This is a genomic window from Pandoraea sp. NPDC090278 (assembly GCF_044772185.1).
Classification (GTDB): Bacteria; Pseudomonadota; Gammaproteobacteria; order Burkholderiales; family Burkholderiaceae; genus Pandoraea.
The window spans coordinates 414,739-433,104 of sequence record NZ_JBIVYJ010000005.1; the positions used below are offsets into that span (position 1 = coordinate 414,739).

An 18,366-nucleotide genomic window follows, 5' to 3' on the forward strand; every position below is an offset into this window, starting at 1 on the left:
GATAGCGTCTGAAGCTGTCAGACGATCAGAAGCGCTGCTGCACGCGCACGATGCCCGTGTGCGACACGAAGCCCGAACCGACTTGCAGATCGTAGCGAACCGACGCACTCAGGTTGTTCGCCCGCATGAGCGTCACGCCCAGCGACATCTCGGCCAGATCGGACACCGGCGTAGCGCCCACGGTCGTGAAGCCCGTCTGCCCGGTCGGGTCGGCGGCGAAGCTCGCGCCCGTGGTCTGACGCGTGCGGTTGTACTCGTGCACCCAGCGCAGGCCAAGCTCCGGCGTCCACGTGCCCGACGAGGTCTCGAACGACATGGCAATCTTCGCGCCCAGTGCACTACGCACCGAACTGCTGCCCGCGCTGCCCACCGACAAGGCCGTACCGTTGCCACCGGTTTCCGTGTAGCTGTTCTGATTCAGATAGCTGTACGTGATGCTGGCAAGCGGCGTAATGACGGCGCGTCCTGCCGCCAACGGCCAGCCGAATTCGGCACTGGTCGCGTACTGCTGACCGTTGAAATTGCCGTTGGCCATGCCGTTGAAGCCTTGCATCGACACCAGACGCGTCGAGTTGTAACGCTGCAGGACGACCGAGCCCGTCAGGTTCACGTACCACGGCTCCCCCGTGTAAGCGGCGTAGCCGATCAGGCCGTAACCATTTACGCTCGTCTGATTGCCCGACGTACTGCCATCATTATTGATGACGGTGCGCGAGAACTGGAACGCACCGCCCGCGCGCACGCGGTCGCCGAACGCACGGTCGGCCCCTACCAGCAAGCCACCATAGTTGGCGCTGTAACCGTCGACATTCTCGCGCGCATTCTGGCTGGAATGACCACCGAACGCCTGCCCCCACACACCCCAGTTGGCCGCGCTGTCGCCCGTCGCCACCCCCGTACCGCCCGCTTGTGCCACACGCAGACCGTTGACGTGCGAGTTCACAAGGTTCATCGAACCGAACGTTGCAGCACCGGCCGCACGCGCGTTCTGCGCGGGTGCGAGCTGCTTGCCGACGCGGTTGGCCGAATCGGTCGAACGGTCGCTCAGCGAGCCGAGCGTGGCGTTGAACAGATTGAGCAACTGAGGGTCGCTCACGCCGGTGTAACCCAACAATCCATGCAGGGCCGACGCGGCATTCGGTGCCGACGCGATCGTCGCGTTCGTACGCGGATCGAAGGCTGGCAAACCGCCGTTGTTGCCGTTCCCGGCTTCGGGGTTGCTGCCCGTACCACCGGTGTTGCCGGTATTGCCCGTGTTGCCACCGTTGTTAATGCCGCCGTTGCCGCTACCGTTATTGGCACCGGTGCCGTTGGCCAGCGTCACCACCAGGTTCTTGTGGGAGCCGTTTGCGACTTCCGCACCGCTCGCGTCGAGCGTCGTCGAGCCGTTCACGCGATACACCAACGCGCTGGCGTTGTAGTTCGCCGTCCCTGCGGTATCGATCACGACATAGCGCTGACCGGCGGCAAAGTTGTAACCCAGCGATTGCAGCGCCACGCTCGACCCGGCGGCAAGCGTCGTATTGCCGCTCACCACGAGGCGGCCGTACCCGCTGTCGGTCGCCGCATCGCCAGTCGTCACGGCATTGCTTGCCACGCCGATTTGCAGCGTTGCCCCTGCGGACTGCGCGTAGTTGCCCGAGACCTGAATTGCCTTGTTGATCTGCAACACCGACGCTTCGTTGTATGCGGTACGCGTGCCAGCCAGATCGAAGTTGTTGCCAACAACGAGGTTACCGCCGTTAAAGCGCACGTCGGCATTGGTGCTGACGATCGTACCGCCGTACGTCGGACCGAAGGTCGTGATCGTGCCGAAAGTGCCGTCCGTTGCACCGGCAATACGCAGATCGTTCGGCGAGCGGTTGATGATCCAGCCAGCAATCGTGCCCGCGTTGTTGATCTGGCCAATCGAGGACGACACACTCTGGTTCGAGATCGCGCCACCCAGACCGGTGATGAGACCGCCCGCAAGGTTATTGATGACGCCGATCGAATTCGCGTTGTAAATCCCGTAGTAACCGGCTGTCAGCGTACCCGCGTTGTTGATCTGGCCGATCGTGCCCCCGGTGGTCACACCGTTCGCCGTCCCCCAGTCGTTGTTGATACCCGACGAATAGCTCGTGTCCGTCGCCTTGATGCTGCCACCGGCGAGGTTGTTGATCGTGCCGATGGAACCACCATAGTTGCCCACACCGGCAAACTGACCGACCACGGCGCCGCTGTTGGTCAGCGTGTCGAGCGTCGTGCGCGGCGTCACGTTGCCCGACGGCAAGAGCATCAGGCCTGTGTAGCCGCTGATCAGCCCGCTGTTATTGATCGAACCGATCTGCCCGGTGTTCGCCAGCCCCACAATCGTCGACGCCGTCGGGGCCGCCGAGATGGTGCCGGTATTCACGAGCGACGTCAGAACACCGGCATTCACCACGCCGAACCGGCCGCCGGTGATCCGTCCGGAGTTCTCCAGACGCGTCAGTGCGGTCACGCTGTTCACGCCAGCCATGTTGTCCGAGAGCAGCGTGTTTTTGTTGATCAACGTGCCGATGACACCGCCGTTGTAGATCGCCGAATCGGTCGCGCCGGTCGCATGAATCACGCCGTTGTTCTCGACGCGATCGATGCTGCCGCCATTCGTTCCGATGGACAGCGCAGACGTCCCCGTCAACGTGCCGTTGTTCGTGAGCGTACCGAGCGAACCGTTGATCGAGCCGTAAGTCGTGCCGGAGATCGTGAGGTTCGCGCCATCGTAGGCCCAGTCCAACGTACCGGACGCCGTGCCCGGCGTCAGCGGCCACGTGCCAGCAATGGTCCCGATGTTCGCCGGTGCGAAGATCGTCACCACGAGATCGGTATTGCTACCGTTACCGACCTTGGCACCGCTGGCCGCGAGCGACGGATAACCGTTCACGGCATAGCGCAGCGTGCCTTCGTTGTAGATGGCCGAACCCGCAGTATCGATCACCACGTAGCGCTGACCCGCCGCAAAGTTATAGCCCAGCGATTGCAACGCGATGCTCGATCCCGGTGCGATGTACGTATTGCCCGAGACAAGCAGACGACCGTAGCCGACGTCCGTCAGCATACTGCCCGTCGCCAATGCGCCATTGGCCACACCGATCTGCAACGTGCCTGCCGCAGCCTGCGAGTAGTTGCCCGCCACGCGCAGCTCTTTGTTGATCTGCAGCACCGAGGAGTCGTTGTACGCCGTGCGGGTGTTCGCGAGATCGAAGTCGTCGTCCACCACCAGCTTGCCGCCGTTGAAATGCACGTCGGCGTTCGTGCTGACGATGGCCGTGGGGTACGTGGGACCGAAACTGGTCAGCGTGCCGAACGTGCCGTCGGTCGCGCCGCTGATGTACAGATTGTTTTGCGAACGATTGATGATCCAGCCCGCAATCGTGCCCGCGTTGTTGATCTGACCGATGGACGCCGTGGGTGCCTGATTCGAAATCGCGCCGCCAATCCCCTTGATCACGCCACCGGCAAGGTTATTGATCGTGCCAACTGCAGCATCGTTGTAGATGCCATAGTAGGTGCCCCAAATCGTGCCCGCATTCTTGATAAGGCCGATGGTGCTCGACGCGACGTTGCTCACCGCGGCGACATCCGCGGTGAGGCCACCGGTGGCGAGAATCTGGCCGCCCGCCTGGTTGTCGAGCGTGCCGAGATAGGCGTTGCTGTTCTGAACGCCCTTGTTCGATCCGGTGATCGTGCCGCTATTGGTCAGCGTGCCGAACGTCGCATTGGCCAAGCCCGTCTTGCTTGAGATCAGGCCGTAGTAACCGGAGATCAGCCCCGTGTTCGTCAATGCGCCGAGCTGCGCCGAATTCAGCACGCCGTAGGCGTTGGCTGCCTGAATCGTGCCGGAATTAAATACCGAGGTGAGCGTGTTGCTGTTGTTTAGCCCCTGCGACGCACCGGTCACGGTGCCCGAGTTTTCGAAGCGGGTGATCGTGCCGCCATTGCTGACGCCGCCATAGGCCGCCGTCGACACAGAGCCGCGATTGACCAGCGTGCCGATGGTGCCACCGTTGTAGAGGCCCGAGCTGGTGTTGCTGGTCGCGGCGATCACGCCGTCGTTTTCCACAAGGCCGATGTTGCCTCCCGGAGACGTCGAGAGTGCATAAGCGCCCGTCAACGTACCCGAGCTCGACAGCGTTCCCATGTTGCCCGTGATGGTCGCGAACGAGGTGCCTGCAATCGACAGGTTCGTGCCGTCGTAAGCCCAGTTCGGCGAAGACGAAGGCGTGCCAGCCACCAGCGTGTCCGTGCCGCCCATCGCGCCCACATAAGGCGCTGTCACCGTGACGACCAGATCCTGATGCCCGGAAACCGGAAGGCTTGCGCCGCTGCCCGATAGGTACGGGTAACCGTTGACGACGTAGCGCAGCGTGCCTTCGTTATAGGTCGCGGACCCCGCAGTATCGATCACGACAAATCGCTGGCCCGCAGCGAAGTTGTAACCGAGCGACTGCAATGCGATGGTCGAGCCCGGGGCGACCGTGGTGTTGCCCGTCACCTTCAGATAGCCGTACCCAGCGTCGAGGCCAACGTTGCCCGTCGTGACCGCACCGTTGCCCACGCCGAGTTGCAACGTGGCGTTGGCACCCTGTGCGTAGTTACCAAAGATGTAGATCGGTTGGTTGACCTGCAACACGGAGGCATCGTTGAATGCCGTGCGCGCATTGCCCAGATCGACTATGTCGTTCAACAGGAGATTGCCTCCGTTGAAGTGAACGTCGGCAAGCGGACTGGCCAGCGTGCCGACGACCGAACCACCGAAGCCCGTCAGCGTACCGAAGGCCGTGCCCGTCGCACCGGCAATCGACAAGGCCTGCGAGCCGTAATACAGAATGCTGCCAGCAATGGTGCCAGCGTTGTTGATCTGACCGATCGTGGCGTCGGACGACTGGTTCGAAATCGCCGCCGTCGGTCCGGTAATCAGACCGGACGCAAGGTTGTTGATCGTGCCGATCGAACTGATGTTGTAGATCGCGTAGAGGCCACCCGAAATCGTACCGGCGTTGTTGATCGCACCAATCGTGCCGCGATAGTCCGTGCCGCTGACCGAAGCATTGTTATTAGAAATCCCGATGCCGATGATGGTATCTGTGCCGGTAATCTGTCCGCCACCGAGGTTCTCAATGGTGGTGATGGCCGTGCCACTGTTGGAGATCCCCTTTTCCGTTCCGGTGATCGTGCCGCTATTGAGCAGTGTTCCGAGTAGCGGATTCGGCGCACTGCCCTTGACGGCAGCGACGCCGAAAATGCCCGAAATACGCCCGCTGTTATTCAGCGTGCCGAGTTGCGACTGGTTGAGCACGCCATAACCGGCCGTCGCGGCAATCGAACCGCTGTTGATGGCCTCCGTCAACGTACCCTGGTTGTTCAGCCCCTGAGAGAACCCGGTGATCGTGCCGGTGTTTTCAAACCGCGTCATCTGACCGCCGTTGCCGACCCCGGCAAACGTGCCCGTCGTCACCGACCCGCGATTGACGAAAGTGCCGATGACGCCGCTGTTGTACGAGCCCGAGCTGCCGCCGGTGACGTTGATCGAACCCGTGTTCTCGACAAGAGACACGTTCGCCGCCGCAGAGAACGACAGCGCGTACGCACCGCTCATGGAGCCCGCGTTCGAAATAGTGCCGAGGCTGCCGGTGATCGTCGCGAACGTCGCGGGCAACGAGCCCGAGATCGTCAGGTTGGCTCCGTCAAAGGACCAGTTCGGCGATGTAATCGTGTCCGGTGTGCCAGAGAAGAGTTGTGTCACACCGTCCATCGTGGCGACAGGCGCCGCTACGGCAAAGACCGCCCCCGCGTTCATCGACGCGACCGCCACCGCAGCGACGGCAGCGGCCTTGCGCGCACGGCGGCGGTCGACGGAACGCGACTTGCCGCCGTGGCCGCTCGCCACTTCGGAAGCCACCTAATACATGCCGAGACTGGCACTCCATACCACGCGATAGATGTGATTCATGTGATCCCCAGGTTCTGATTCTTATGGTTGCTTGTCATGCAATCGATGCACGAACGACGGAATTCGGCACCGCTTCCCGGGCAATACACACGTGCAGACGCCAATACTCAAACGCTTCGCTGCAAACGGCGAAGTGCTTCGATGTCGATCAGGCGGAAATTCTGACGAGCGCGCGCCGGGATAGCGACGCAACTGCGCTGCTACAGCGCTAATGGAGGAGATGAGCCCGTTCGCCCGATGAGCGACGTGGTTGAACGATCTGTGCGAAACACAGATGCACCGTTGCGGCGAGAAGCGGTACGAACCATTCGGACTACCCCGGTATTTTTTGCAAGCCGACTGCGCTTGTTATTTATCGTAATTTTTGATCAGGCGAATCCTTTCACACGCTTACACGACTGTCAATCGATAAACGTCACAGCTCACAAACACCATTGAATTTATTGAATTTCTTTAGATCCCATGCAATTGACAAGCATCACCACCGCATCTACTAATTTATAAAACTTATGAAAAATTATCATTTTTTAGCAAATTCAATGACTTATCTCACATTAACTTGCTTTGCACACCGACATACATTCTATTAACGCTTACAGATAACTTACATCACGGGTACCACTATCCTATGTTGACGGCACGACGACCTAGCACGGCCCGGCCGCCAGCGAACCCATACGCATTGGGCTAAACTCATTGGCGTTTGCGGCACCTAGGCCGCGTCTTCCGGGAAGTCACGCATGAGCACGAACATCGAAACCATCGCCGTCAATCGCAATGACGGCGCCGCCGCCTCGCTGGGCGATTACGCAGGCAAGGTGCGTCTGGTTGTGAACGTCGCATCGAAGTGCGGTCTGACGCCGCAATACGAAGGACTGGAGCGTCTGTATGAAGACAAACGCGCCGCAGGTCTGGAAGTGCTGGCGTTCCCCGCCAACAACTTCAAGGGTCAGGAACCGGGCACCGACGCCGAGATCCTCGACTTCTGCACCACGCAATACAACGTCACCTTCCCTCTGTTCGCGAAGATCTCAGTGCTGGGTGACGACCGTCACCCGCTGTATAGCGCGCTGGTCGACGCCAAGCCGGAAGCCACCGGCGAAGGCCCGTTCCGCGAGCGCCTGAAGGGCTTCGGTGTCGAGCGCGACAACCCCGCCGACGTGCTGTGGAACTTCGAGAAGTTCCTGATCGGCCGCAATGGTCAGGTCGTGGCCCGCTTCTCGCCGGACGTCAAGGCCGACGACCCGCGTCTGGTCGCTGCCATCGACGCCGAACTCGCGAAGTAATTGCGCATCGCTTGAAAATGCAAAAGGGGGCGATGCGTTGCGCATGCCCCCTCGTGCCGCGTCGTTTCCCCCCGGATTCGACGCGCTGCTACAACTCTGTGCCCGTACTCAGCGCTTGGCCGTATCGGTCATGAACTTGCCGGTCGGCGCTTCACCGCCCTTCTTCTGGCGACGCGTATTGCCGTCGATCCCGCCGTCTACCGCCCACTCAGCGAACACCGTCGGCCCCGGCTCGAAATCGCGCGGCTGCCATTCCGGCGTCAGGATGTCCTCGTCGGCGTAATACTCGATGAGCGCCCCGCACGGATTCTTGAAGTACCAGAAATACGCCGATGAAATCGGGTGACGCCCCGGCCCCAACTGCGTTTCCCAGCCACAGCGGTCGATGTGCATACCGCCGCCGAACACCTCATGGATGTCGCGCACCGTGAATGCCACGTGGTTCAGGCCGCGCTTGCCGTTGGGCAGCGCCAGCAGGAACAGGTCGTGGTGGCCGCCATGCGGTGCGCAACGCATGAACGCGCCGCGATCCGGGTAACGATCCGACAGCTCGAAACCGAGCTTGTCCTCGTAGAACTTTTGCGTGGCGGCGAGCGCGTTCGTGAAAAAGACCACGTGGCCGACTTCGATCGGTTGCGCACGCTCATACACCGGACTCGGCGTATTCACGCGCTGTGCGGGGAGCCCCCACGGATTCGTCGGTGCGCCCTGCACGTCCAGTGCGCGCTTGGCCGTCACTTCGACGCGCACTGCCAGACCGTTCGGCTCGATGCAACCCGTCGCGCCATCCTTGAAGAAGTAGCCCGGCTGATCGGCGAGACGGTCGGAGATAGCCGCGACTTCGTCTGCGCTCGTCACGCCCCACGTCACTTCGCGCAGCGTCGGCCCGTCTTCCATGGCTGGCGGCAGCGACGGATCATCGTGACGCACGGCGAGCACGCGACAGCCGTTGAGCGTTTCGAAGCGCGCGCCATTGGCGTCGGCGGCGATCTCGGTCAGGCCCCAGTCGGCCAAAAACCGGCGGCAGGTGTCGAGGTCGGTGACCCCGTAGGTAATTTGTTCGATGCCCAGAATCGTCATGACAGTCTCGGGAAAATCGGAAGTCTCGAATGAATGAATAGGCGCTCAGAGATCGAGCGTCAGACGCTCGCCCTTGCAACCGGACACGCAGATCATCATGACCTTGTTCCCGGCACGCTCCGACGCGCTCAGCACGGAATCGCGGTGATCGGGGCAGCCGTCGAGCACACGCGTCTCGCAGGCCCCGCAAATGCCTTCCATGCAGCTGTGCTCTGCATCGATGCCTGCGGCCAGCAGCGTATCGAGCAAGGTCGCGCCCGCAGGCACGGCAATCTCCTTGCCCGACTTCGCCAGCGTCACGACATAGCCCTCCGACGTCGCGGGCGGCGGTGCATCCGGTGCAGCCGCGAAGCGCTCGGTGTGGACGTTCGCAATGCCCGCCTCTGCACACGCGGCCTCGAAGGCGTCGAGCATCACACCGGGGCCGCAGCAATAGGCGTGCGTACCTGTCGGCTGATCGGCCAGAAACGCCGCGAACGACGCGGGCCTACCGTCGTGCTGATCGTCGAAGTGATACGTCACATCGCCACCGAGCGCATTCAACTCTTCGACGAACGCCGCTTGCGGCGCGGTGCGCGCGCAGTACATCAGCTTGACGCTGTGGCCCAGCGAACGGAGCCGTCGATACATGCAGAGAATCGGCGTCACGCCGATGCCGCCTGCGACCAGCACTGAATGCGCCGCGGTCTCGTCGAGTTCGAAATGATTACGCGGGGCCGAGATGTCGAGCGTCATACCGACACGGAAGTTGTCGTGAATGAAGCGTGAGCCACCACGACTCTTCGGATCGGCCAGAATGCCCAGCACATAGCGGTTTTCCTCGCCCGGCGTATTCACCAGCGAGTAACTCCGCACCAGCCCGCTCGGCAGGTGCAGATCGATGTGCGCGCCGGGCGTGAAGTCCGGGAACGGCGTGCTGCTGCCCGCCGCAGGCACGAGTTCGATGCTCATGATGCCCGCCGCCTCATAACGAAGCGTGCGCACCATTGCCGACAGGGTTGACTTGCTCATAACGCCGCTCTCTGATGTTGCTGATTTTCTTGACGTCCGCGCGGCTTAACCTGCGATGGCCGCGGCAGACAAATCGATGTCGAGACGCGCAAACGCCTCGATTTCCACACGCAGTTCCGGAAAGACCAGACCGCTGACCGCCACGAGCGTCGAGCACGGATACGCGCCGCCGTTCGCCGCCACGTCCGCAAAAAACTCTCGCCGTGCGCGACCGACTTCGTCCTTGTCGGCGATATCGGTCACGTACACGACAAGCTTGTAGACGTTATCGAGACGGCCACCACCCGCCTCGACCAGCGCGCGGATCTTGCCAAGCACCACCAGCGTCTGCTCGTAGGTCGTGAGTGGCTTTTCCGCATCGCGTGTGGCCGGATGCGCAGTCATGCCCGACAACAGGATTTCGTTGCCGAACCGGATGCCATTGCTCCACGTGGCCGTCGCGAGATCGGGCACGGCTTGCGCACGAATGCGTTCGGCTTTGATAGCGGAAGGGTTTTGCATGATCGCGTCCATGAGGTTGCCGACGGCCTACGACGACTTAGGCCTTGCCCGGCTGCATGCGCTCAAGCTCTGCCTTCGCCAGATTCTTCAGATGGCGACGCAGACGCACGATGCCCATGTCGTGCTGATACAGATGTTCGTTCTGGTTGGCGTCCGGCTCCATGTCTTCAAGCATCACGCGGTCCTGCTCCAGCACGTTCCAGTGACGCGCTTCCAGACGATTGCGATACAGGAAGCGCCACGTGTCGCGCTGCCAGCCGTCGAGCTTGCGGCAGCGCCAGTGGAACACGGCGGCCAGCGTCGGCGAGATCGGCGTGTAGCTGCCCACGATCACGAAGTTACCGCCGGGGCCACCCGTCTTCGGGTACGGAATCTCGAGGCGCATCCAATGCGTGCCGGTGTCCGCCCATTCGGTCCAGTCGAAGTTCACATCGCGCTGGCCTTCCTTCTCGAACACGAAGCCACGGTCGGTATCGCGAATGCGGAATGCCGCCGTGTTGTCGCCCTCGGCCATCGAGTGCGACTGCTTGTGCAGATACGTGCCGTGCATCGGGTCCATCACGTTATCGAGCACGTAACGGTAGTCGCCCTTCCATTCCGTGTAGCAGAGGAACGAGGAGAATTCGCCGTCGGCGTCGAGTTCTTCCGGCAGCACCAGCGGCGGCGGCGTCTCGATGTTCTCGGTGGCGTTGTACAACCAGATCGCCTCGTTGCGCTCGACGATGTGATACGCCTGCGTCGGACGCGAGCCCTCAAGCTTGCAGCCCGGGCTGCCCGGCACACGCATCACGGTGCCGTCGCAGCGCACCTGCACGCCGTGATAGCCGCAGGCGATGCGGTCGCCCATCACGATGCCCTTCGAGAGCGGCGCGCCGCGATGCGGGCAGTGATCGTCGAGGGCATGCACCTTGTTGTCCTGATCGCGCCAGAACACGAGCTTCTTGCCCAGACGGCGCAGCGAGACCGGCTCGCGGCCAATCATGTGCGACGGACAAATCGGATACCAGAGATTCTTCAGGCCGCGCTCAAGCAAGGCGTCGGCGGTGAGGATGGGTTGTTGCGTAGTCATGGGGGGACCTCCATCGCGAGCACCGCGTCAGCGGCCATCGCGCAATGTGATGTTTTTACTCTTCGGCCAGTCGTGCGATCTGCGCTTTGTAGACGTATTCCGTCCACACGTCGCCTTCCTGCGGGCCGGGGCCGGTGCGATTCAGGTAGGCGACGAGGCCCGCCAGATCGTGCGTGCCCGACGCGTAGGCGCGCTCAATGGCGTCACCCAGCAGGCTTTCGTATTGCGTCGGCTCATGACGACGCGCTTGATGCGGTTCCAGATAACGGTCCATCACTTCCCTCCATTGCGTACCCGCTCGCGAATACGCGCGTGCACGGGTACAAAGTCGTACGTCGGATAGCATTCGGTGCGAAACACGCCCCAGGCCGAGCGTTCCAGCTCGACGTTCACGACCGGCAGAAAATGCGGCGGCAGTTCCAGCGTGACGATCTGGCCAAAGCCCATCGCCACCGTCCACGACACCACCTTCACGCCTGCGGGCGGGAATCGCTCCCACCATTCGGCCGCTTTCAGACGCTCCTGAAAATCGTCGAGATTGTTCGACTGATCGTGACGCAGGAACACCGTCAGCATCATGGTTTCGGGCTGGGCTGTGCCCTGTGCGGTTTCGCTCATTGCTCTCTCGCCTGTCGCGTCGCTTACTGCACGAACTGGTTGGTGAACAGGTCTTCCGGCTTGGACTTCTCACGGATGACCTTCTCTTGCGCGTAGAAGTCCTGCAGCTTCGTCACACGCGCCGGATCGAACGCACCCAGACGTTGCTGGCCCGGATACACATTGCGGGCGTAGTACGTGAGGATCTTCTCGATCTCGGCTTCCTTGCCCTTGTAGGCAGGCACGGCGGCGCAGTATTCCTTCGCAGCGCCCGCCGGATCGCGCATGATTTCCGCGACCGACTTGATCGTCGCACGCACGAACTTTCGGATCATCTCCGGCTTCTCGGCGATGGTCTTGTCCGAGGCCAGAATCGCTTGCGCCATACCCGGGAAGTACTTGTCGGTCGACGTCATCGTGATCTTCACGCCAGCGTCTTCGATGTTCTGCGCCCACTCGGGCGTACCGACCATCACTTCCGCCTTACCCGTCGCCACCTGTTGCCAGACACCGGCCGGGCCTGCACCCTGAATGCGTGCGTCGTTGCGCGTGAGACCGGCCGAGGCGAGCAGACCGAGCGTCGCGTAGAAGCCGGTGTCCTGATAGGCCAGCACGGTGATCGTCTTGCCCTTCAGATCGGCGGGCGACTTGATGTTGGCGTCGTCGCGCACGACCAGCTGGTGCAGCGTGCGGCCACCGAGCAGCGCCACACCCTTGATGGGAATGCCGTTCGGACGAAGCACGATCGGCGTGTCGCCCAGCCCACCGCCCAGATCGCCGTTACCGGACGCAAGCTGCTTGCCCACGTCGGCACCGCCCTGCACGGTCAGCCAGCGCACCGACAGACCTTCTGCCGCGTAGTAGCCCTTCTTCTCGGCCAGCATCAGCGGCGCGAAGGCTGGCAGGTTCGCCGGGGCCGGGAGCAGATAAGTGATCTGCTGCGTCGCAGGCTGCTGCGCCATCACCGGTGCAGCCACGCCGGAGAGTCCCGCCACGGCGCACAGACCCGCCGTCAGAAAGGCGCGACGCGCCAACGATGCACGGAAAATCGACAACATATCTTTGCCTCGCTCAAGTTTCGGATGTCCGCGATGCCCCGTGCATCGCGGCTTGCCACTGTCATTGCCCACTTCTGCCACTACGTCAGACCCGGCCCGCCCAGGCGAGCGGGTTCTCGTTCAGGCCCCAGTAAAGGCTCTTCTGATTCGTGTATTCCAGCAGTCCCAGACGGCCCTTCTCGCGCCCCATGCCGCTCTCCTTCCAGCCGCCGAACGGCGTCGAGATGGAGAACTGCTTGTAGGTATTGATCCAGACGGTGCCCGTCTCCAGCGCACGGCCCACGCGCCAGGCGCGCTTGAAGTCGCGCGTCCAGATACCGGCAGCCAGCCCGTAGACGCTGTCGTTGGCCTCGGCCAGCAGATCGGCTTCGTTCTCGAACGGCAGCACGGCCAGCACCGGCCCGAATATCTCTTCCTGCACCATGCGCGCCTGATTGGTCAGACCCGCGATGATCGTCGGCTGATAGAAGTAGCCCTTCTCACGACCGTCGCCTGCCGGACGTTCGCCGCCACACAGCAGACGACCGCCCTCTTCCAGCCCGATGGCGACATAGCGCTCGATGGAGTCACGATGTGCCGACGTCACGAGCGGTCCCATCTGCGTGTCTTCACGCAGGGGATCGCCCACGCGCAATTGCTTCGCACCGGCGACCAGACGCTCGACGAAGGTGTCGAAGATCGCTTTGTGGACGAACAGGCGCGAGCCTGCGATGCACGACTCGCCCGACGAACTGAAGATGCCGTAGAGCACACCGGCCACGGCGTGATCGATGTCGGCGTCTTCGAACACGATGGTCGGCGACTTGCCGCCGAGTTCGAGCGACACCGGCATCAGCTTTTCTGCGGCGAGACGCGCGATGCCGCGCCCAACTTCCGTACCGCCGGTGAACGCCACCTTCTTGACCTTCGGATGACGCACGAGAATGTCGCCGATGACCGAGCCCTTGCCCGGCAACACCGACAGCACCCCGCGCGGCACGCCTGCGGCTTCGCAGATGCGGCCGAGTTCGAGCGATGCGAGCGGCGTCACTTCCGCCGGTTTGAGCACCACGGCGTTGCCTGCGGCAAGTGCCGGAGCGAGTTTCTGAGCATCCGACGCAATCGGCGAATTCCACGGCGTGATGGCCGCCACGACACCCAACGGCTCATGCACGCTCATCGTCAGAAAGTCGCCGCGCGACGGCGTGAGCGTTTCTTCCAGCGTCTCCAGACACGAGGCGAAGTAGCGGAAAGTGCCCGCTGCGCTTGCGACCAACGCACGCGTCTCGCTGATCGGCTTGCCGTTGTCGCGTCGTTGCAGATGCGCGAGCGCTTCGGCGCGTTGCGTGATGCCGTCGGCCACACGATGCAGCACGGCAGCACGCTGATGCGGCTTCAGGCCCGCCCAGTCGGCGCGACGCCATGCGGCGTCTGCGGCTTCGACAGCTTCGACGGCGTCGTCGGCACCTGCGGCTGCGATCTCGGCATTCACGCTTTCGTCGGCCGGGTACAGGCTTTGATAGCGCTTACCGGTACCGGCACGCCATTCGCCGCCGACCAGAATGTCGCTCGAAAACCCTTGCAGCAAATCTTGATGGCTCATGACTCTCTTCCTGCTAGATCACACAGTTCGCGACGCGATTGCGCAGCGCGCGAATGGCCGAGTACGCGGTAAGTGCCGACGTCTTGGGGTTGTCCGGCAACGGCTTGCCGCACATCTCAAGCGACATTTCGCCGAACGCACCGCGCGCCGCAATGTGATGCACGTTGCGCGTGCTCGTCGGGTCGGCGATCAGACGCACACGCGTCGCATCGAGCCCCAGCCCGGCGATGGCCACGGTGGCCGCGACGTTGGCGTTCTTCGGGTACAGACGCGCCGCGTCGCGGGCGCTGCCTTCGAAAATCACCGTCGCCGTAGTGAGCGTGGCGAGATCGCACACCTGCTCGGCGGGCGTGCCCTGCCAGCCCATCGGCGGCTTGCGGCCCGTATACAGCACTTCGTCCAGCCCACCTTCACGGGCGGCAGCGATGGCGTCGATACCGCCAATCGCACCGGAGAGCAGCGTGACGGTCGATGCACCGTCTTTCGCAGCCTGTTCGAGCGCCGCCAGCAGATCGGTATCCGAGAGCGCGCCAATCGAAGCCACCGCGCAGTCCACGCCCGACTTGAGCAGCGGCACGACGTGCCCCGACAGTGCGCTGTGTCCGGCGCATTCCAGAACGAAGTCCGGACGGCTCGAGAGCGCCTGCGCCGACGACACCACTTCGGTGCCCGCACGCACGCTGCCGCGCACGCGCTCGGCGGCGTCTTCCGGCACGATCACATGGCCCACGCGCAGATAAGGATCGCTCGCGCACGCTTCATAGACCTTCGAGCCAATCGCGCCGAAGCCGATGAGGGCAACGTCAACCGGACGATGATTCAATTCATGCATTCGCAGGCTCCCGGACCGGCGGACCGGCGAAATGCGACGCGAAGTTGCCGACCGACAGCATGTCGACTTCGAGCAGCACCGGACCGTCGTGAGCGACGGCGCGGGCCACGGCCCCTTCCGCCTGATCGATGGACGTAATGCGTTCGTGCTTGAGTTGCAGGCTCGCGCAGAACGCAGCGAAGTCCGGCTGATGCAGTTGCACGTAATGACGACGGCCTCCGTACTGCGCATCCTGAATATTGCGGATCACGCCGTAGCACTGGTCGTTCATCAGCAGAATCACGACGGGTGCCTTTTCCTGCACGGCGGTCGCGAGTTCGCCCACGTTCACCATCAGGCCGCCGTCGCCACACAGAGCGACGGTCTTCTTCGCATTGCCTGCAAGCGCCGCGCCAATGCCCATCTGCATGCCTTGACCGATGCCGCCACCGAGCGCGTGCACACCGGCGCGCGGCGAGAAGATCTTGAGCAGACGATTGCCCCACGTGCTGTTCGAGATCGTGACGTCGCGCACCCAGTTGAAGTCGCGACCGAGCGAGCCTTGCAGCGCTGCCACGAGTTGACGATACGGGCCGAGGCCTTCTGCGACTTGCTTCACGGCAGCGTCGCGCGCCGCCGCAAGGTCGGCGTGGAATGCCGGATCGACAGACAGACGGCCTTGCAGACGGTCGGCCAGTGCGTTCAGCACGCTGGCGGCGTCGCCCTGAATGAACAGGTCGTTGCGATAGCCACGGTTGTCGGCCAGTCCGTCGGCGTCGACGCGATACAGCGGACGCGGCAGCGCCAGCTTGTACTTGAGCGTTTCGTTGCCACGCAGACGCGAGCCGACGACGAGCACCGCGTCACACGTCTTGTAGAACTTCTCGACCGTCGGATGGATGTTGAATGCACCCAACGTGGCAGCGTGATCTTCCGGCACGATGCCGCGACCCTGCACGCTCGTCACGACGCCGAAGCCCATTTCGACCAGACGCTTGACGGCAGCTTCCGCGCCACGCGCACCACCGCCCAGCCACAGCAACGGACGATGTGCCGATGCCAGCTTGTCGGCCAGCGCAGCGACGCGAGCGTCGTCGTGCGTCGGCACGGCGATGTGCGGGGCAGACAGATCGGTCGGCCATTCGATTTCAGCCGCCTGAATGTCGATGGGGATCTCGACGCTCACCGGCCCCGTCGGCGCGGTCAGCGCAGCACGCACCGCTTCGCGCACCGTCGAGAGCGCCGTATCGACGCAGCGAACACGGTAAGCCGCCTTCGAGATCGAGTTGAGCATGCTCAGTTGATCCGGGGCTTCGTGGATGTACGCGAGGTCCCGGTCGAGGAATTCGGTTTCGATCTGGCCGGTGATGTGCAACACCGGCGTGCCTGCCGTGAGGGCTTCGACCATCGCACCGGCCGCGTTACCGGCCGCCGTGCCCGTGCTCGTGAACGCAACGCCGAGTCCGCCGGACACGCGCGACAGGCCATCGGCCATGTTCAGTGCACCGGCTTCGCCGCGTGCGCCGACGTAACGGATCTTTTCGCGACGCGCGATGGCGTCGAGGATCGGCATGTTGTGAATCGAGATCACGCCGAATGCAGTCTGCACGCCGCACTGTTCGAGAAACGCCGCGATGACTTCGCCGACGGTGGTTTTGTTAGACATGTCTTGCCAAGCCTCCGGAAACATCGATGTGGCTGCCCGTCGTATAGGACGACTGCGAGCTAGCCAGGAAAAAGATCGCTGCGGCCGCCTCTTCAGGCTTGCCCAGACGTTGCAACTGGATTTGCTTCTTGCGCGCGAGTTCGCCGGTCCACTCCGACCACGTCTTGCTCTCGCCCGCCTCTTGCGCGGCGGCGTAACGACGACGCCACTGTCCCGACTCGACCAGCCCGATCAGAATCGAATTGACGCGCACGCCGTCGGGCGCGAATTCGCCCGCCATCGAACGCACGAGGTTCTGCACGCCCGCACGCGCCGACGACGTCGCTACCATGTGCGGCTCCGGTTGCAGCGCGAGCAGCGAGTTGACGCAGACGATGGCGGCGTCGCCCGTCTCGCGTGCAGCGTCGCGCAGCATCGGCAGGCACGCACGCGTGGTGCGGATCACGCTGAAGTACTTCAGTTCGAGCTCTTCGCGCCAGGCGTCGTCGGTCGTGTCGGCGAACGTCGACACACGGCCCTGGCCTGCGTTGTTCACCAGCATGTCGAGACGGCCGAATTCGCCACGGATGCGCTCGACCAGTGCGGTGACGTCGCCCTCATCGAGCACGTTGCACTGCGCGGCAATGAGACGCGCCTGCGGATGGCGTTCGCGCAGATGCGCTTCGGCTTGCCCCAGCCGCTCGGGGTTGCGTCCGCAGATGGCGACGGCGGCCCCGGCGTCGAGCAGACGCTCGGCGGTCGCCAGCCCGATGCCGGACGTGCCGCCCGTGACCAGCGCTGCACGCAAGGAAAGGTCGATCTTGATCATTTGAGTCCCAGTGACTTCATGTAGGGGGTGGACTTGCCGTCGCTCCCCGGGCGGTAATTCAGACGGTGCGAGAGCGCATCGGCAGCTTCACGCACCTGACCGATCAGACCCGCGTCGAGCATCGATGCGTCGATGTTGGCGCGCGGAATCGTGACCGTGATGGCGGCGCAGATGCGACCCACGTCGTTGCGCACCGGCGCGCTCACCACGCTGATGCCGCGCTCGAACGACGAGGCTGACACCGCATAGCCGCGCTCGGCGTCTTCGCGCACGCGCTCGAACAGTTCAGTGAGCGATTCCGGCGTCTGCGGCGTGAATTTCTCCAGCGTCTTCTCCGGATACAGCGCGCGCAGTTCGGTGAGCGTCAGATCGCCCATCAGCACGTGACCGTGCACTGTGGCGTGCGCAGGCAGACGCGTACCGACGTTGACCTTGATCGAGTTGAAGACGCCCGCCACGCTTTGCGCCTTCGCGACGAACACGATGTCACGGCCGTCACGAATCACGATGTGCGACGTCAGTTGGGTGGCGTCGCGCAAGCGCTCGATGATTGGAATGCCGAGGTCGGTCAGTTCCAGCGAGCTGAGGTATTCGAAACCCAGACGAAGCACGGCCACGCCCAGACGGAAGTTCTTTTCGCTTCCCGCGCGCTCAAGAAAGCCCATGGCTTCGAGCGTCTGCAACAGACGGAAGACGGTCGTACGCGGAATGCCCAGCCGTTGCGACAGCTCCGGCGCACTGAACACCGGTTCGCGCGGTGAGAATTGCGTGAGGATGCGCAGGCCGCGCTCAAGGCCCGGCACGAGATAGCGAGACTCGGCAGCGCCCTCGACGACCGCGTCGCCGTCGAGCGAGACGTTTTGATCGTCCTGCAGGGTGTCGTCTTCGGTGAGCGCTTCGCGCTTCGGTGTGGCCGGTGCCAT

General features: G+C 63.1%; 15 protein-coding genes. 1 reads left to right on the top strand and 14 read right to left on the bottom strand.

Features of this window, described 5'->3' with window-relative positions; translation table 11 throughout:
* Window positions 1–25: 25 nt before the first annotated feature.
* Together ACIQWO_RS19670 and ACIQWO_RS19675 are read right to left on the bottom strand one after the other, a co-directional pair.
* On the bottom strand, window positions 26–5,923 hold the full coding sequence (locus tag ACIQWO_RS19670) for an autotransporter domain-containing protein (protein WP_402827779.1): 5,898 nt from the start codon (window positions 5,921–5,923) through the stop codon (window positions 26–28).
* Window positions 5,924–5,974 (bottom strand): ESPR-type extended signal peptide-containing protein, encoded by a 51-nt coding sequence (locus tag ACIQWO_RS19675; RefSeq protein WP_402828248.1) that lies wholly within the window; start codon window positions 5,972–5,974, stop codon window positions 5,924–5,926.
* Between the two features lie 740 nt (window positions 5,975–6,714).
* Between ACIQWO_RS19675 and ACIQWO_RS19680 the strand changes: the two genes are divergently transcribed.
* Window positions 6,715–7,260 carry a glutathione peroxidase gene (locus ACIQWO_RS19680; protein ID WP_046291094.1) on the top strand — a complete coding sequence of 182 codons (546 nt, stop codon included), beginning with the start codon at window positions 6,715–6,717 and terminating at the stop codon, window positions 7,258–7,260.
* A 108-nt stretch (window positions 7,261–7,368) separates the two neighbouring features.
* Here ACIQWO_RS19680 and ACIQWO_RS19685 read toward each other — a convergent pair whose 3' ends face one another.
* From ACIQWO_RS19685 to ACIQWO_RS19740, 12 genes are all read right to left on the bottom strand, one after another.
* Window positions 7,369–8,340: a VOC family protein gene (locus ACIQWO_RS19685; RefSeq protein ID WP_402827784.1), complete on the bottom strand. Its 972-nt coding sequence runs from the start codon at window positions 8,338–8,340 to the stop codon at window positions 7,369–7,371.
* A gap of 45 nt (window positions 8,341–8,385) precedes the next feature.
* The gene (locus ACIQWO_RS19690) at window positions 8,386–9,351 is read right to left on the bottom strand and encodes a PDR/VanB family oxidoreductase (RefSeq protein ID WP_402827787.1); all 966 of its coding nucleotides are present in this window, start codon (window positions 9,349–9,351) and stop codon (window positions 8,386–8,388) included.
* Between the two features lie 45 nt (window positions 9,352–9,396).
* On the bottom strand, window positions 9,397–9,852 hold the full coding sequence (locus tag ACIQWO_RS19695) for a RidA family protein (RefSeq protein ID WP_402827790.1): 456 nt from the start codon (window positions 9,850–9,852) through the stop codon (window positions 9,397–9,399).
* 37 nt (window positions 9,853–9,889) lie between these two features.
* Window positions 9,890–10,921, bottom strand: a complete 1,032-nt coding sequence (locus tag ACIQWO_RS19700; RefSeq protein ID WP_402827793.1) for a Rieske 2Fe-2S domain-containing protein — start codon at window positions 10,919–10,921, stop codon at window positions 9,890–9,892.
* 55 nt (window positions 10,922–10,976) lie between these two features.
* On the bottom strand, window positions 10,977–11,195 hold the full coding sequence (locus tag ACIQWO_RS19705) for a recombinase-like helix-turn-helix domain-containing protein (protein WP_402827796.1): 219 nt from the start codon (window positions 11,193–11,195) through the stop codon (window positions 10,977–10,979).
* Window positions 11,195–11,539: a hypothetical protein gene (locus ACIQWO_RS19710; protein WP_402827799.1), complete on the bottom strand. Its 345-nt coding sequence runs from the start codon at window positions 11,537–11,539 to the stop codon at window positions 11,195–11,197. Before ACIQWO_RS19710 ends, ACIQWO_RS19705 begins: the two co-directional genes overlap by 1 nt.
* A gap of 23 nt (window positions 11,540–11,562) precedes the next feature.
* Window positions 11,563–12,576: an ABC transporter substrate-binding protein gene (locus tag ACIQWO_RS19715; RefSeq protein WP_150738769.1), complete on the bottom strand. Its 1,014-nt coding sequence runs from the start codon at window positions 12,574–12,576 to the stop codon at window positions 11,563–11,565.
* Between the two features lie 85 nt (window positions 12,577–12,661).
* Entirely contained in the window at window positions 12,662–14,158 is a 1,497-nt protein-coding gene (locus tag ACIQWO_RS19720) for an aldehyde dehydrogenase (protein WP_402827804.1), read from the bottom strand.
* Window positions 14,159–14,171: 13 nt separating this feature from the next.
* On the bottom strand, window positions 14,172–14,990 hold the full coding sequence (locus ACIQWO_RS19725) for an aspartate dehydrogenase (RefSeq protein WP_150577662.1): 819 nt from the start codon (window positions 14,988–14,990) through the stop codon (window positions 14,172–14,174).
* Window positions 14,983–16,635, bottom strand: a complete 1,653-nt coding sequence (locus ACIQWO_RS19730; protein WP_402827808.1) for a thiamine pyrophosphate-binding protein — start codon at window positions 16,633–16,635, stop codon at window positions 14,983–14,985. Before ACIQWO_RS19730 ends, ACIQWO_RS19725 begins: the two co-directional genes overlap by 8 nt.
* The gene (locus tag ACIQWO_RS19735; RefSeq protein WP_402827811.1) at window positions 16,628–17,443 is read right to left on the bottom strand and encodes an SDR family oxidoreductase; all 816 of its coding nucleotides are present in this window, start codon (window positions 17,441–17,443) and stop codon (window positions 16,628–16,630) included. Before ACIQWO_RS19735 ends, ACIQWO_RS19730 begins: the two co-directional genes overlap by 8 nt.
* A complete protein-coding gene (locus ACIQWO_RS19740; protein ID WP_402828251.1) occupies window positions 17,440–18,366 on the bottom strand; it encodes an IclR family transcriptional regulator in 927 nt (308 codons plus the stop codon). Before ACIQWO_RS19740 ends, ACIQWO_RS19735 begins: the two co-directional genes overlap by 4 nt.

What these genes read in the sequence shown, in the direction of transcription:
- ACIQWO_RS19735 (WP_402827811.1), bottom strand. Translation starts at nt 17,443, where the DNA reads ATGATCAAGATCGACCTTTCCTTGCGTGCAGCGCTGGTCACGGGCGGC.
- ACIQWO_RS19730 (WP_402827808.1), bottom strand. Translation starts at nt 16,635, where the DNA reads ATGTCTAACAAAACCACCGTCGGCGAAGTCATCGCGGCGTTTCTCGAA.
- ACIQWO_RS19720 (WP_402827804.1), bottom strand. Translation starts at nt 14,158, where the DNA reads ATGAGCCATCAAGATTTGCTGCAAGGGTTTTCGAGCGACATTCTGGTC.
- ACIQWO_RS19685 (WP_402827784.1), bottom strand. Translation starts at nt 8,340, where the DNA reads ATGACGATTCTGGGCATCGAACAAATTACCTACGGGGTCACCGACCTC.
- ACIQWO_RS19690 (WP_402827787.1), bottom strand. Translation starts at nt 9,351, where the DNA reads ATGAGCAAGTCAACCCTGTCGGCAATGGTGCGCACGCTTCGTTATGAG.
- ACIQWO_RS19680 (WP_046291094.1), top strand. Translation starts at nt 6,715, where the DNA reads ATGAGCACGAACATCGAAACCATCGCCGTCAATCGCAATGACGGCGCC.
- ACIQWO_RS19705 (WP_402827796.1), bottom strand. Translation starts at nt 11,195, where the DNA reads ATGGACCGTTATCTGGAACCGCATCAAGCGCGTCGTCATGAGCCGACG.
- ACIQWO_RS19740 (WP_402828251.1), bottom strand. Translation starts at nt 18,366, where the DNA reads ATGGCACCGGCCACACCGAAGCGCGAAGCGCTCACCGAAGACGACACC.
- ACIQWO_RS19700 (WP_402827793.1), bottom strand. Translation starts at nt 10,921, where the DNA reads ATGACTACGCAACAACCCATCCTCACCGCCGACGCCTTGCTTGAGCGC.
- ACIQWO_RS19710 (WP_402827799.1), bottom strand. Translation starts at nt 11,539, where the DNA reads ATGAGCGAAACCGCACAGGGCACAGCCCAGCCCGAAACCATGATGCTG.
- ACIQWO_RS19695 (WP_402827790.1), bottom strand. Translation starts at nt 9,852, where the DNA reads ATGCAAAACCCTTCCGCTATCAAAGCCGAACGCATTCGTGCGCAAGCC.
- ACIQWO_RS19715 (WP_150738769.1), bottom strand. Translation starts at nt 12,576, where the DNA reads ATGTTGTCGATTTTCCGTGCATCGTTGGCGCGTCGCGCCTTTCTGACG.
- ACIQWO_RS19725 (WP_150577662.1), bottom strand. Translation starts at nt 14,990, where the DNA reads ATGCATGAATTGAATCATCGTCCGGTTGACGTTGCCCTCATCGGCTTC.